This window comes from Cytobacillus sp. OWB-43 (assembly GCF_034651445.1).
Classification (GTDB): Bacteria; Bacillota; Bacilli; order Bacillales; family Cytobacillaceae; genus Cytobacillus; species Cytobacillus kochii.
The window spans coordinates 1-13,357 of record NZ_JAYEFF010000005.1 but is presented as its reverse complement, the minus strand read 5'-3'; the positions used below and the strand labels follow the sequence as shown (position 1 = coordinate 13,357).

11 protein-coding genes, 8 tRNA genes and 2 rRNA genes are annotated in these 13,357 nt (G+C 38.4%); 1 reads left to right on the top strand and 20 read right to left on the bottom strand.

All coding sequences use genetic code 11. The features are described 5' to 3' along the window. Nucleotides 1-148: 148 nt before the first annotated feature. From U9M49_RS16770 to sigW, 9 genes are all read right to left on the bottom strand, one after another. A complete protein-coding gene (locus U9M49_RS16770) occupies nucleotides 149-604 on the bottom strand; it encodes a PaaI family thioesterase (protein ID WP_322910231.1) in 456 nt (151 codons plus the stop codon). Nucleotides 605-634: 30 nt separating this feature from the next. Beyond that, nucleotides 635-769, bottom strand: coding sequence for a hypothetical protein (locus tag U9M49_RS16765; RefSeq protein ID WP_322910230.1), 135 nt, complete (start codon nucleotides 767-769; stop codon nucleotides 635-637). 696 nt (nucleotides 770-1,465) lie between these two features. Continuing rightward, entirely contained in the window at nucleotides 1,466-2,320 is an 855-nt protein-coding gene (locus U9M49_RS16760) for an aldo/keto reductase (protein WP_095371066.1), read from the bottom strand. A gap of 683 nt (nucleotides 2,321-3,003) precedes the next feature. Beyond that, nucleotides 3,004-4,803: a glutamine--fructose-6-phosphate transaminase (isomerizing) gene (gene glmS, locus U9M49_RS16755; protein ID WP_307315834.1), complete on the bottom strand. Its 1,800-nt coding sequence runs from the start codon at nucleotides 4,801-4,803 to the stop codon at nucleotides 3,004-3,006. 486 nt (nucleotides 4,804-5,289) lie between these two features. Next, entirely contained in the window at nucleotides 5,290-6,636 is a 1,347-nt protein-coding gene (glmM, locus tag U9M49_RS16750; RefSeq protein WP_322910229.1) for a phosphoglucosamine mutase, read from the bottom strand. 36 nt (nucleotides 6,637-6,672) lie between these two features. After that, nucleotides 6,673-8,001 carry a YbbR-like domain-containing protein gene (locus U9M49_RS16745; RefSeq protein WP_322910228.1) on the bottom strand — a complete coding sequence of 443 codons (1,329 nt, stop codon included), beginning with the start codon at nucleotides 7,999-8,001 and terminating at the stop codon, nucleotides 6,673-6,675. Then, entirely contained in the window at nucleotides 7,994-8,836 is an 843-nt protein-coding gene (gene cdaA / locus U9M49_RS16740) for a diadenylate cyclase CdaA (protein WP_095371070.1), read from the bottom strand. Before cdaA ends, U9M49_RS16745 begins: the two co-directional genes overlap by 8 nt. Before the next feature lie 244 nt (nucleotides 8,837-9,080). Continuing rightward, nucleotides 9,081-9,710 carry an anti-sigma factor family protein gene (locus U9M49_RS16735; RefSeq protein ID WP_095371071.1) on the bottom strand — a complete coding sequence of 210 codons (630 nt, stop codon included), beginning with the start codon at nucleotides 9,708-9,710 and terminating at the stop codon, nucleotides 9,081-9,083. A 13-nt stretch (nucleotides 9,711-9,723) separates the two neighbouring features. Continuing rightward, on the bottom strand, nucleotides 9,724-10,287 hold the full coding sequence (gene sigW / locus U9M49_RS16730; RefSeq protein ID WP_095371072.1) for an RNA polymerase sigma factor SigW: 564 nt from the start codon (nucleotides 10,285-10,287) through the stop codon (nucleotides 9,724-9,726). A 321-nt stretch (nucleotides 10,288-10,608) separates the two neighbouring features. Between sigW and U9M49_RS16725 the strand changes: the two genes are divergently transcribed. After that, on the top strand, nucleotides 10,609-10,773 hold the full coding sequence (locus tag U9M49_RS16725) for an aspartyl-phosphate phosphatase Spo0E family protein (protein WP_095371073.1): 165 nt from the start codon (nucleotides 10,609-10,611) through the stop codon (nucleotides 10,771-10,773). A gap of 24 nt (nucleotides 10,774-10,797) precedes the next feature. Here U9M49_RS16725 and rocF read toward each other — a convergent pair whose 3' ends face one another. The 11 genes from rocF to U9M49_RS16670 form a co-directional block, all read right to left on the bottom strand. After that, a complete protein-coding gene (rocF, locus tag U9M49_RS16720; protein ID WP_322910227.1) occupies nucleotides 10,798-11,694 on the bottom strand; it encodes an arginase in 897 nt (298 codons plus the stop codon). Nucleotides 11,695-12,073: 379 nt separating this feature from the next. Further along, nucleotides 12,074-12,146 (bottom strand) — tRNA-Lys (locus tag U9M49_RS16715). Nucleotides 12,147-12,151: 5 nt separating this feature from the next. Next, nucleotides 12,152-12,226: transfer RNA gene (locus U9M49_RS16710), tRNA-Gln, on the bottom strand. A 79-nt stretch (nucleotides 12,227-12,305) separates the two neighbouring features. After that, nucleotides 12,306-12,389: transfer RNA gene (locus U9M49_RS16705), tRNA-Tyr, on the bottom strand. A gap of 18 nt (nucleotides 12,390-12,407) precedes the next feature. Next, nucleotides 12,408-12,483 (bottom strand) — tRNA-Thr (locus tag U9M49_RS16700). A gap of 20 nt (nucleotides 12,484-12,503) precedes the next feature. Further along, nucleotides 12,504-12,579: transfer RNA gene (locus U9M49_RS16695), tRNA-Val, on the bottom strand. Between the two features lie 4 nt (nucleotides 12,580-12,583). Further along, nucleotides 12,584-12,658: transfer RNA gene (locus U9M49_RS16690), tRNA-Glu, on the bottom strand. Nucleotides 12,659-12,682: 24 nt separating this feature from the next. Then, nucleotides 12,683-12,755, bottom strand: a tRNA-Thr gene (locus tag U9M49_RS16685). Between the two features lie 31 nt (nucleotides 12,756-12,786). Continuing rightward, a tRNA-Asn gene (locus U9M49_RS16680) sits at nucleotides 12,787-12,861 on the bottom strand. A 19-nt stretch (nucleotides 12,862-12,880) separates the two neighbouring features. Further along, nucleotides 12,881-12,997 (bottom strand): 5S ribosomal RNA (gene rrf, locus U9M49_RS16675). Between the two features lie 224 nt (nucleotides 12,998-13,221). Next, nucleotides 13,222-13,357, bottom strand: a 23S ribosomal RNA gene (locus U9M49_RS16670); the annotation flags it as partial.

Below are 13,357 nucleotides of genomic sequence, written 5' to 3'. Positions count from 1 at the left end.
TGAAAACGCTTAAATAATTTAGGTTAATCAGTACAACTTAAGAGCATACCCTTTGCCCTAAGTGACAACGGAGGACTTTCATTAAATTCTAACAACTATTACGAACTCCCCCTGCAAATCGAATGATTTGTCCGGTATGTAAAAAACCTTATCTTAATTTATCCTGTTGAATAAAATATTGACTTTTCCGGTATACCATCGCTTCCATTGTTGCAATTAGTTCATTCTCACTTTGGACATCGATTTTGTACCAAGCAAGTTTATGATTTTTCTTTATTTCTTTTGCATATCCAGTTAATGTCATACCACGTTTGCCAGCTGATATAAAGTTAACATTGGTTGTGACGCCCACTGCTGTTTTGCCATATGAGTTGCTTGCAGCTGCGAATACGTAGTCTGCAAGTGAAAAGATAATGGCCCCATGAACCATTCCATGTGAATTAAGCATGCGTTCGTCAGGAATTAATTCGGCTTCCGCTGTGCCAGGCCCAAGTTTTGTCAGTTTCATGCCGAGAAAGGATGCAAGTGGTTCGTCTTTTAAAAATTGCTTAATTTCATCGTAATGAAAATCATGAATAGCCTCATCATTTAATTGAATCGTCATGGATTAAATTCCCCTTTTTTTAAAGTTTTTTCATGCCATATTCAGTGTTTTTTTGAATAGTACTTTAGCAAATAAATATTTGCCTATATTCGCTTTAGACAACACTGTATCTAAATAAGTACCAGTAAAGCGAAGAGTGACAGTAAAGATAGTCGGGTTGTTCATTGTGAAGATACCAATTTAAGCCAAACCACATGCCGATAATAAAGAATTTTATGAAGTACATGATTTAAAACTTATTTTTCAATCAATTGATAATAGACTTCTTTTCTGCATATTCTTCAACTAAATAAATTTTTTCTTTTTTCCATAAGGCACCCTCCCTATAATTAATACAACGTTTTTAAAACGTTAGTTTCGTATGGTGATATACATCAATCTAGTTAAGACTATAAAAAAACATATAATTAAGTAAATTTAAAATTTACAAATTATTATACTCCCTCTCCAGTTATAACAAGAAAAGTAGGAATGAATTTAATTATATTGAATACTTTTTATAATCAAATTTTTTCATCATTTAATTATAGCATAACATTATTTTAACGGGAGGTGAAAAAACGAAACATATTTGCGAGCTTTTTTCTAAAGTGAATGGTTCAAATTCAAATGTAATTTTCTGTTTCCACTTTAGAAGTTAAATCAAAATCATAATTGCTAGAATTAATAGTGGTCAATACATCCCGGCAAAGGAAATGAGGAATATATTGTAAAAAAATAAAAGGAAGATCTGCTTAAAACAGACCATCCTTTTATCTATTGTTCAAAAAATATCTAATTCATAGTTCCAATCGAATATCGTATCAAAAACGATATTTATTTTATGAACGAATACTATACGATGTTTATATATTGTCCTGCCTATACATATTCGTGATATTCATTTGGGTCCTGCCCTTCTACACGGCCAGCTTCTCCTTTATCCAATGAATCAATTGTTTCAATATCCTCAGGTGCTAATTCAAAGTTGGTACTATTGAAATTATCTTTTTGATGCACGGGATTACTTGATTTTGGTATAGAAAATACGTCTGCTTGATAATTCCAATTTAAAATAATCTGCGCCGGGCTTTTATCGTACTTATCCGCAATTTCTTTAATTGTGGTATTTTTTAGCACGTCATTCAGATAACCTCTACCAAAAGGGCTCCAAGATTCAGTAAGAATGCCCCGTTTTTTATTTTCTTCTACCATACGGTTATTATTAAAATACGGATGACGCTCCACCTGATTTGTAGCAGGTGTCACACCTGTTGCTTCGATAATGTCGTCCAGATGTTCTGGTTCAAAATTTGAAACGCCAATGTTTCTGATTAACCCTTGTTTTTGAGCATCCACTAAAGCCTTCCAAGCTTCTACATACTTGCCGTCCTTAGGGTTCGGCCAATGAATTAAATACTTGTCAAAATATTTTAATCCAGTGCGGCGTAGAGATTCTTGGATAAAGATAAATGCCTTGTCATATTCATGGTAAGCACCGGGTAATTTCGTACTAATCAAAATTTCCTCTCTGGGCAGTGCGGACCGACGCACAGCTTCACCGACAATCCCTTCATTGTCGTAGTTTGTTGACGTATCGATTAAGCGATATCCTATATTCAAGGCGTTTAAAATTTCAAACGTACCCTGATCCCCATTAATACCGATCGTGCCTAATCCCACAAAAGGAAGTTCTGTACCATCATTTAGAGTAAAACCATTATTATTTAAAGTCAAAACCTCATCTCCTTTTTAAAAATTTTGCAATGTAAGTTGAGATTGGAAATAACTATTTCCATGATGTCTATAATTACAATACCCGATTTAAAAAAATCCTACACCAACCTGAATTGATTGCTATACCTTTGTGACTTTCTTGGTTTCTCACCAAATCCCCTCTATCCTTTCTCCCCCAACGTTCCACCCGCTCATTTACGCCTGAAGGCAATGTTATTAAGCTATTCCCCAAAAGGCCACTATCGACCTCTTTTTACGTTCTGTATTGTATATAATATTTTGACAATATAAAATAGATGTCCCTCTGAATGGAGACAGAATTAGACATAAGCAATGAGAATAAAAAATACCTTTCCCAACACTCTTATTCTTCTATCCCGTTTCTTACGAAGAGTATAGAAACAATATGACAAATAAACGAACACACTATAACTTTTTTATCAGACAGGGTTTTTGGGGGAATATTGGTCAAAGAAAAGGACTGAACCCTATTGGATCCAGCCCGGATTTGTATTGAGATTTTGAATAACCTTAAATGAATGTCTATCTATTCGTGTTTTCCCCGCTCTTTCCCCGACTCATTTACCGTTAGGATACCACCTTAGTTCCATGAGAAGAACAAAGTTACGTGAGAACCAAGAGAGTTACAGGGCGGACAAATTCTAAAATCCAACAAAATCCCCTTATTCAACAGTAACCGACTTAGCCAAGTTCCTTGGTTTATCTACATCACAGTCACGGTGCAGAGCAGCGTAATAAGAAATCAACTGCAATGGAATAACCGAAACAAGTGGTGAGAGCATTTCGTGTACTTCTGGTAGGACGAATGTGTCACCGTCTTGGTCTAGGCCTTTCATTGAGATGATGCATGGGTTAGCTCCACGTGCGACGACTTCTTTAACGTTGCCGCGGATGCTTAGGTTAACGCCTTCTTGTGTTGCCAGGGCGATGATTGGTGTACCGTCTTCGATCAGAGCAATGGTACCATGTTTGAGTTCTCCTCCAGCAAAACCTTCTGCTTGGATATAAGAGATTTCTTTTAGTTTTAATGCGCCTTCAAGGCCTACGTAGTAGTCAATACTTCGGCCGATGAAGAAGGCATTTCTTGTTGTTGATAGGAAGCTACGTGAGATGTCTTCGAAAGTTTCTTTTGAGTCACATAGTGTTTCCATCGCATTTGCAACAATACCTAATTCTTGGACAAGGTTAAATTCTAATTCACGTCCTTTAGCAATCGCTGTGACCTCTGCTAAGATTGCTAATACCGCTACTTGGGCAGTGTATGCCTTTGTAGAAGCGACAGCAATTTCTGGTCCAGCATGTAACAAGAGCGTGTAGTCTGCTTCACGGGATAAGGTTGAGCCAGGGACATTTGTAATCGTTAATGCTGGGTGTCCCATTTCTTTCACACTAACTAATACTGCACGGCTATCAGCTGTTTCACCACTTTGTGAAATAAAGATGAATAACGGTTTTTCTGATAGCAACGGTGTGTTATAAACAAATTCACTTGAGATATGCACTTCAACAGGGACTTTCGCTACTTTTTCAATATATTGCTTACCGACTAATCCAGCATGGTAAGACGTACCGGCAGCGATAATGTAGATACGATCAGCACTGTTCATTGCATCCAGAATCTCTCCATCAATCGCTAGCTCTCCTTGGTCATTCTGGTATTTCTGAATGATTTTACGAAGAACAAGTGGTTGCTCATCGATTTCTTTTAGCATGTAGTGAGGGTATGTTCCTTTTTCAATATCGCTTGCATCAAGTTCTGCTGTGTAAGGTGCACGTTCGATTGTTTCCCCTTTAAGGTTCTTAATCGTTACACCGTCTTTTGTCACCATTACCATTTCTTTGTCCATGAGTTCTACATATTGATCTGTGATTTGAATCATTGCCATCGCATCAGAAGCCACGACATTGAATGCCTCTCCTAAACCAACTAATAATGGACTTTTGTTCTTCGCGACATAGATTGTGCTCTTGTCTTCATTATCTACAAGCGCAAGAGCGTAAGAGCCTTTAAGCTGTTGCAAAGTTTTGCGAAAAGCTTCTTCAGTGCTAAGCTCTTTAGCAAATTGATCAATCATTTGTACGATAACTTCGGTGTCTGTTTCACTTTTCAGCTCCACACCTTGTAAGAATTCACGTTTCATCTGTTCATAGTTTTCAATCACACCGTTATGAACAAGTGTGTAACGACCTGAATTACTTTGATGAGGGTGTGCATTTTCTTGACTAGGTACACCATGTGTTGCCCAACGTGTATGACCGATTCCTGTATTCGCTAAAACCTTTTCGTCTACAATCGCACGAAGGTCAGCAATTCTGCCTTTTTCTTTAAAAACTTGCACGCCAGCTTCATTGACTACCGCAATACCTGCAGAATCATAGCCTCTATATTCTAGCTTTTCTAAGCCTTTTAATAAAATTTCCTTTGAATCTTGATTACCAATATATCCAACAATACCGCACATACTTCTTCCTCCTAATGTAGAAGGGGCAAGAAGCCTTTAAGGGCGTACTTGCCCCTTATCTCCGTATTTTTTCAATGTGAAAGCAAGGCATGACATAGATGCCTTTACGTTCTATATTTATGGCATTCATCTCTCTTTGTCCATTAGGTTACCCTAATGATTTAAAGACATGATTACGGTTGTGCTTTTCAACCGGGAGGTACCCGCCGATGCTTCGATAAACCTCCTCCTCGTCAACTAACCTTCCATATCCGTTCAAAGATTAGCCCGGGCGCTTTAATTATGAAATTGTGCTTCTAAACCACCTTTCTTTTTTATATACAAAAACATGATAAGCATAACCGATACGCTTATGAAAGTCAACGAATAACCATCAATTAATAGGTATTTTTTACTATAAGTGGAAGTTCTCCATGCTTTTTTCATACATAAATAAAATATGCATAAGAAAACAGAAGCGTTCCCTTATGCATCAATATTACACGCTTATTTTAGTCCCATTTCTTCTTCTACAACAGCAGCAATACGGTTTACATATGCTTCACAAGCCTCTTCTGTAGCTGCTTCTGCCATGACGCGAACAAGCGGTTCAGTTCCTGAAGGACGGACAAGAATACGTCCTTCACCATTCATTTCTTTTTCAACTTCACTAATAACAGCTTTAACCTTTTCATTATCTGTTACATGGTGTTTATCCGTTACTTTAATATTAACGAGCTTTTGTGGGAACTTCTGCATTTCTTTCGCAAGCTCTGAAAGTGATTTGTTTGTCACCTTCATAATGTTCACTAGTTGTAAACCAGAAAGGAGCCCGTCACCTGTCGTGATATGATCAAGGAAGATAATATGGCCTGATTGTTCGCCACCTAAACTATAACCACTCTTCTTCATTTCCTCTACAACATAGCGGTCACCGACTGCCGTTTGCACACTTTTCATCTCATTTGCTTCTAATCCCTTATAGAAACCAAGGTTGCTCATTACTGTAGAAACAACGGTATCCTCTTTAAGTCTACCTTGTTCTTTCAAGTACTTCGCACAAATGAACATGATTTGGTCACCATCTACCACTTGCCCTTTTTCATCGATAGCTATCAACCGATCGCCATCACCATCAAAGGCAAGCCCTACATCCGCTCCTCTTTCTTTCACAAAAGCAGCTAAGGCTTCTGGATGTGTAGAGCCCACTTCCTCATTAATATTTAACCCATTGGGTGAAGCACCCATCATCGATAAATCGGCATCCAAGTCAGCAAATAAATGATTTGCTAAGAATGAAGTCGCTCCATGTGCACAATCTAAAGCGATATGAATGCCAGAAAAATCATCATCAACAGATTGCTTTAAGTATTGCAGATATTTCTGTCCGCCTTCGAAGTAATCATTCACTTGTCCAAGATCACCACCAACTGGTCGTGGTAGGGAATCATTCTCCTTGTCCATTAGTTCTTCGATTTCATTTTCCTGTGCATCTGAAAGCTTGAAGCCATCTGGACCAAAAAACTTAATTCCATTATCCGCAACAGGATTATGGGAAGCAGATATCATTACGCCCGCCTCTGCATCTAATGCTTTCGTTAAATAGGCAACACCTGGAGTAGAAATAACGCCGAGTCGCATCACTTCTGCGCCGATAGAAAGAAGGCCTGCTACCAGTGCATTCTCAAGCATATGTCCTGAGATTCTTGTATCTCTCCCAATTAAAACTTTTGGGCGTTCTTGATCTTTTGTTAATACATATCCACCAAATCTACCTAGTTTAAAGGCTAACTCTGGCGTTAACTCACTATTTGCCACTCCGCGAACGCCATCCGTACCAAAATATTTTCCCATTATTAATCGCTCCTTCACTTTCCTCTGCTGTTCCATCTATTCTTTTTCTGTAATATTGATTGTTGCCGTCTCACTCTCAAGTTGGGACTCAACACCAAGAGGTGCGTCTAATTGAATATTCACCTCATGTTCTCCAGGATCAAGGCCAGATACATCTATAGATAGGGTAAAATCACCTTTACTTAAACTATTCATATCCTTTTCATTACCAGAAACCTTCAAGCTTGTCTCACCTTCATCAGGGCTTTGAAATGTCACATCATATTGGTCGTCTAATCCTGTGATTGTTATCGGCATGCCTGAATAGGTTCGATTCACTGTTTGTTCATTTGCGGCTTGTTCCTGCTCTTGTTCTTGTACTTGTGATTCTTCTTCCTCACTGCTGCTATCTTCTGGTGCTTCTTGTTCCTTAACAGTCACATTGGCATTAACCGTCACTTCTTTAGGATCAACACTAGTAATTCCGTCAGAGATGATCACAGGTAATTTTATTTCCTGATCTTTATCGAGTTTGCTTAAATCGACCTCAACCCTAACCGTTTTTACATCATTTAGAACATTTTCTGGAGCAAAAATGGTTGCTTCTGTTTGGCTGAGTTTAAGAGAGTCTAACTCAACTCCCGAAGGAAGGCTCCCGGTTTCAACAATATCGATGGGCACCGTCTTACTTAAACGCTTCACATCGACCGAAACCTCCACCTCACCTGGATTTACATCTACATCTAATTTATTCATATTACGATCGAGCACATTAATCGCGGCTGTTTCTGTAAATGATTCCGTTATAGAACCTTTTGTATTAACAGTTGCTTTGACATAAGCAATCGATTCAATCACATTTTTGGCACCTGTTATTTTGACTGTACTAGGTTCAGCAAGTGCTGCTTCGGCCTTGTAACCTTCTTCAAGTAAACTATTGTTAAATTCTGCTTCCACATTGAACTCTTCAGTTACTTTTTCATCAATTGTTACATCTACAGTAGAAGGGTCAATTATATATTCAAGCTTATCGGATAGATCTTTAATCCCTACCTCTACTTCTTGTCGACCAATTTCTGCATCTGATAAGTCCACAAACACTTCAAAGTTCCGCTGTGCCTTCGCATTTTCCAAATGGCTCCTTGGGCCATCTAAAGTAACAGCCACTGTTTCTGGAAGTCCGGAAACGACAAGATTATCTGTATCATAGTAAGCTGTGAGCGGAACATTTTCAATGACAGCTGAGCCATCATCTCCAGGTACATTGATACTTCTATTATCGTTATTCGTATCATAAACCGAATCAAACAGGAGCAGAGCAATTAATAAAGCCACTACCTTCATAAACCATCTGGTATCAATGAGCTTATCAATATATTTATCCATTTTTCTTTCCCCTCCAGTTCCAAAGAGTGGAAGAAGATTGTTTTGATTTAGCTGAGTGAATAAGCTTCTCATTTAAAAGTTCTTTGAGCTGATCGAGTTTCAAATCGCGTGTAAGTTCACCATTTTTCGCTACAGATATTCCACCTGTCTCTTCAGACACAATAATGGTGATACTATCTGTTACTTCACTAATTCCCATCGCTGCTCTATGTCTAGTACCTAACTCTTTAGAGATAAAAGGACTTTCTGATAAAGGCAAGTAACATGCAGCAGCTGCAATTTGACTTTTCTGTATAATAACGGCGCCATCATGTAATGGTGTATTGGGAATAAAGATATTAATAAGTAATTCTGATGATATTTTGGAATGCAATGGAATACCAGTTTCAATATAGTCACCCATACCAGTTTCACGTTCAATCGAAATTAGCGCACCAATTCTCCGCTTAGCCATGTAATCAACAGACTTTACAATTGCAGTAACTAATTGATCTTGATCCATCTCTTCTTGGTTACCACTTCTAACGAAGAATTTACCCCTACCAAGCTGCTCTAGTGCACGACGCAACTCTGGTTGGAAGATAATAATAATGGCTAGTACCCCCCATAAGAGAACTTGTTCCATCATCCATCCTAAAGTTTGCAAATGAAGGATATCACTTAAAACCTTTACAATCAGAATAATAAATATCCCTTTGACTAATTGGACGGCTTTCGTCCCTTTAACAATCATAATTAATTTATATATAACGAACCAGACAAGGAGAATGTCTACTGTATTCGCTAAAAGCCTTAATAAAGGTAAATCTGTGAAAGATAAATCTAAAAGCGACATTTTCCTTCCTCCAAGTATTTATTTCCACCATTAAAATAGTCGTTTAACCTACTTATTATACCATATTTCTAATGAAATCCAATTTTCTAGTTATGTATACAATCGTGAACGTTATTAAAATATATCCTACATTTTTATTACTACATATGCAAAGATTAAGCGATTTATTAACAAATAATTACATATTTACACTTCTTTGAACAAAGGAAAAAGCCACCGCATTATAGCAGTGACCTATTTTCCCTTACTCTTTTTCATCCTCTTGTGTAACAGTCGAGATTAAACTTTTACTTGTATTTTTAATGTGATACCATAACCATTCAAAAAGCTGGTCTACTTCTTTTATTTCTCCTGTGACGTTACCAGCCGAGGCTAAATATTGCTCACCATTAATGACCGTTGCATCCCCTTCGACTTCACCATTTATTTGCAAGTTTCCATTCTTAACAACAACATCTCCCTTGACCACTTCTCCTTCTGGGACAATGACCGTATCGTTCTCAATCACTAGATTAGATTGCTTGGAAACAGACAATGCACTTTCTTGATTCCAGGCAGATAGAACACTTCCAGACATTAAGATAAGAAAGAGTGATGCTGCAGCAAGCATTGGGTGCTTCCTGAGCCACCTTTGTGCACCTACTTTTTTCTTTTCTTTAGGCAGTCTTGCCATCACATTCTCAGTAAAACCTGCAGGCGCTTGGAAATGTGACGTACTCTGGACAAAGGCAATCGCTCGCTTTAGTTCATGAAAATGCATGCGGCATTCTTCACATTGCTCTATATGTGTTTTGAGTAATTGTTTATGCTCATCTGTTATTTCTTCATCTAAATATTCATGCATATATTCAATAATTTCTTCATTACATTTCACTGAAATCACCTTCTTATACGTAGCGTAATTGCTTTCTTAAAGCTTCTCTTCCCCTATGAATCCTCGTTTTCACAGTGCCTAATGGTAGATCTAAGGTCTCACTGATTTCATTCAAGGATAGTTCTTCAATGTACTTAAGCACGATGACCGATCGATATTTTTCCGGTAGCTTCGAAATTTCCATTTGTATGGTTTCCTGCAACTCCATTTTTTCTACATCTTCTTCAGGTAGTTTCGTACTCGCGGGAATTTGTGAGTACATATTTAAACCGTCTGTTCCTGCTACTTCCGCGTCCAAATAATAGTCAGGCTTTTTCTTCCTGATCCGGTCAATACATAGGTTTGTTGCAATGCGATATAACCATGTTGAGAACTTTAAGTTCGTATTGAAGCTTTGTATATTTACATATGCTCGTAAGAAAGCTTCTTGTGCAATATCTTCAGACTCATGTTGATTACCCAACATTCGATAACAGATATGATATACTCTGTCTTTGTATATTTCTACTATTTCAGCGTAAGCATCTTGATCTCCTTTTAATACTTGTTTAATTCTTTTCTTCACCAACAATTCCATCTATTTACCCCCGCTCTATGCGGCTTATCGATAATCATTTACGAATCGATAGCAAAAAGGTTTCACATATTTTTTATTAGGTTCCTTTTCCTCCATAAGTACTTTGGTTATATAAGAGTTATCACATAATATTTTAACAAATTTTAACTAAAGTAGTTTAATTAATTTTCATACTGGGTATAAAGGATTTAAAACCAGTGTGTTGACGAAGGAAAAAAGACCTTCCCTTCAATATTTTTGCTCCAACGAACAAGAGACCATACATTTAAAAATTGTCTACGTGCTGGAATAAAATTTTCAAATGGAAAGGACAATGATCTCATGTATACGGAGGAACTATTAAAAGATATTGAAATACACAGAGCTAAAATGGTTGAACTTGCTTCTATTTCTTCATTTTCAAACCACCAAGTTCTTAAAGCGAGCATTGAATTGGACAACCTAATTAATAGATACTATACATTAACATTAAAAAAAGAAGCTTGAGCATCGACTCAAGCTTCTTTCACTTTATAGTAATTTTTCACCGAATAGCGAGCCCATTAAGGCCACCGCTGCATCAGCTGTTTTATTTCTTTCATCTAATATTGGATTAACCTCAACAAATTCGGCCGAAGTAATCATTTGGGATTCTGCCAGTATTTCCATAGCAAGGTGGCTCTCTCGATAACTTATCCCCCCCATAACTGGTGTACCCACACCAGGTGCATCAGATGGATCAAGACCATCTAAATCTAACGAAAGGTGAACACCATCTGTTCGGTCTTGTAAATAACTAATCGTCTCTTCCATTACCCTCGGCATCCCTAAGCGATCAATTTCATGCATCGTAAAGACTTTTATTCCCTTGGCTTTAATCAAATCCCTTTCGCCTTGGTCTAAAGACCTTGCTCCTATAATCACAACATTTTCAGGCTTCAACTTCTTATGGACTCCTCCTACCTCTAATAACAATGGATGCCCAAATCCTAGAGCGACTGCTAAGGACATCCCATGAATATTACCGGATGGCGAAGTTTCTGCTGTATTTAAGTCCCCGTGTGCATCGTACCAAATCACACCTAAGTTATGATAATGCTGTAATAAACCAGCTAACGTACCAATAGCGATACTATGATCCCCTCCTAAAACAAGAGGAAATGCTCCTTTTTTTACTACCCCATCAACTTGATCTGCTAAGATTTTAGTCTTTTCTGCAATTAAGTCCAAGTTTCTTAAACCTGTTTCCTTATCTATTTGTTCAGTCGACCTACCTATTTCAATATCACCTAAATCATCAACTTGGTGATTAAGTTCTTGTAATCTATTTTCAATGCCCGCATATCGGATGGCACTTGGCCCCATGTCTACCCCTCTTCTTAATTGTCCCAAGTCCATCGGCATACCAATAATTGAAATGTTTTTCATTTAGTTGCTCCCCCTACTAAAGAATGAATTCTCTCTCTATTGTAAACGGTTACATTCTAATGGTTCAACTGTGCAAAATTTTGTATATCTATACAAAAAAAGGGCATTTATTATTGCTCTGGGTCAATTACTGTGGGCAGGATAGCAGAACACAAACGGAAAATGATATATTTCTAAACACAGATTGAATTACAAATCACCAAAAATAGATGCGCTTCCTCTGCTTACTTAGTTAAGTCAGCTTAAAGGATTGTACAAAGAAAGGCCCTGTGATATCTCATACAAGAAGTATGTGGGTAATTTCCTTATGTTTAATCTCATGGGAAAAATACAAGATAACAAATAAAAATCCTTAAACATAAAATGTTTAAGGATTAAGTGAGCCATGAAGGACTCGAACCTTCGACCCTCTGATTAAAAGTCAGATGCTCTACCAACTGAGCTAATGGCTCGAAAATGGCTGGGCTAGCAGGGATCGAACCTGCGAATGACGGAATCAAAATCCGTTGCCTTACCGCTTGGCTATAGCCCATCGTATGTAAAAAAACAAAATAAAAAGGACTAATTATATTATGTCCGCTTTTTGGATTTTCATTCAAATAAAATTGAAATGGTGGAGGGGGGCAGATTCGAACTGCCGAACCCGAAGGAGCGGATTTACAGTCCGCCGCGTTTAGCCACTTCGCTACCCCTCCGACATAAATATATTAAAATGGTGCCGGCCAGAGGACTTGAACCCCCAACCTACTGATTACAAGTCAGTTGCTCTACCAATTGAGCTAGGCCGGCCCATCTATAGTAAATTGAAATGGTGGAGGATGACGGGATCGAACCGCCGACCCTCTGCTTGTAAGGCAGATGCTCTCCCAGCTGAGCTAATCCTCCAAAATGGTGACCCCTACGGGATTCGAACCCGTGTTACCGCCGTGAAAGGGCGGTGTCTTAACCGCTTGACCAAGGGGCCAAAAATATTTAAAGTTCTTACCAGAGCTTCCAACCGGGCTCGAACCGGTGACCTCTTCCTTACCATGGAAGTGCTCTACCTGCTGAGCTATGGAAGCATCAGCTAAATATCTTTGATTTTGTTTAAAATGGCTCCGCAGGTAGGATTCGAACCTACGACCGTTCGGTTAACAGCCGAATGCTCTACCACTGAGCTACTGCGGAATAATATGTTAATATGTATGCCCGGCAACGTCCTACTCTCACAAGGGGACAGCCCCTAACTACCATCGGCGCTGAGAAGCTTAACTTCCGTGTTCGGTATGGGAACGGGTGTGACCTTCTCGCTATCGCCACCGGACTTTTTAAAGACATTTATTATTATAACGTCTTTTATGAAAATTTCAAGAGAAATTTTAAATCATTCTCTGAAAACTAGGTAATGTTGAAGAAGATTGTTTTGAGTAATCGCCTATGCGTTGCTGACGCGACTACTTACGTAGTGCTGTCTAGCTGCGGCGGCTAGGTGCCGCCCGCATTTCGTATTGTCCAGCTACAGCGCCTAGGCGCTTTCGCTTTTCGTTTTTGGTTAAGTCCTCGATCGATTAGTATTAGTCAGCTACATGTGTCGCCACACTTCCACCTCTAACCTATCAACCTGATCATCTTTCAGGGATCTTACTAGCTTGCGCTATGGGAAATCTCATCTCGAGGGGGGCTT

Coding starts and splice junctions, on each gene's coding strand:
- U9M49_RS16770 (WP_322910231.1), bottom strand. CDS start 604: ATGACGATTCAATTAAATGATGAGGCTATTCATGATTTTCATTACGAT.
- U9M49_RS16765 (WP_322910230.1), bottom strand. CDS start 769: ATGAACAACCCGACTATCTTTACTGTCACTCTTCGCTTTACTGGTACT.
- cdaA (WP_095371070.1), bottom strand. CDS start 8,836: ATGTCGCTTTTAGATTTATCTTTCACAGATTTACCTTTATTAAGGCTT.
- U9M49_RS16745 (WP_322910228.1), bottom strand. CDS start 8,001: ATGGATAAATATATTGATAAGCTCATTGATACCAGATGGTTTATGAAG.
- glmM (WP_322910229.1), bottom strand. CDS start 6,636: ATGGGAAAATATTTTGGTACGGATGGCGTTCGCGGAGTGGCAAATAGT.
- glmS (WP_307315834.1), bottom strand. CDS start 4,803: ATGTGCGGTATTGTTGGATATATTGGTAATCAAGATTCAAAGGAAATT.
- U9M49_RS16725 (WP_095371073.1), top strand. CDS start 10,609: ATGTATACGGAGGAACTATTAAAAGATATTGAAATACACAGAGCTAAA.
- rocF (WP_322910227.1), bottom strand. CDS start 11,694: ATGAAAAACATTTCAATTATTGGTATGCCGATGGACTTGGGACAATTA.
- sigW (WP_095371072.1), bottom strand. CDS start 10,287: ATGGAATTGTTGGTGAAGAAAAGAATTAAACAAGTATTAAAAGGAGAT.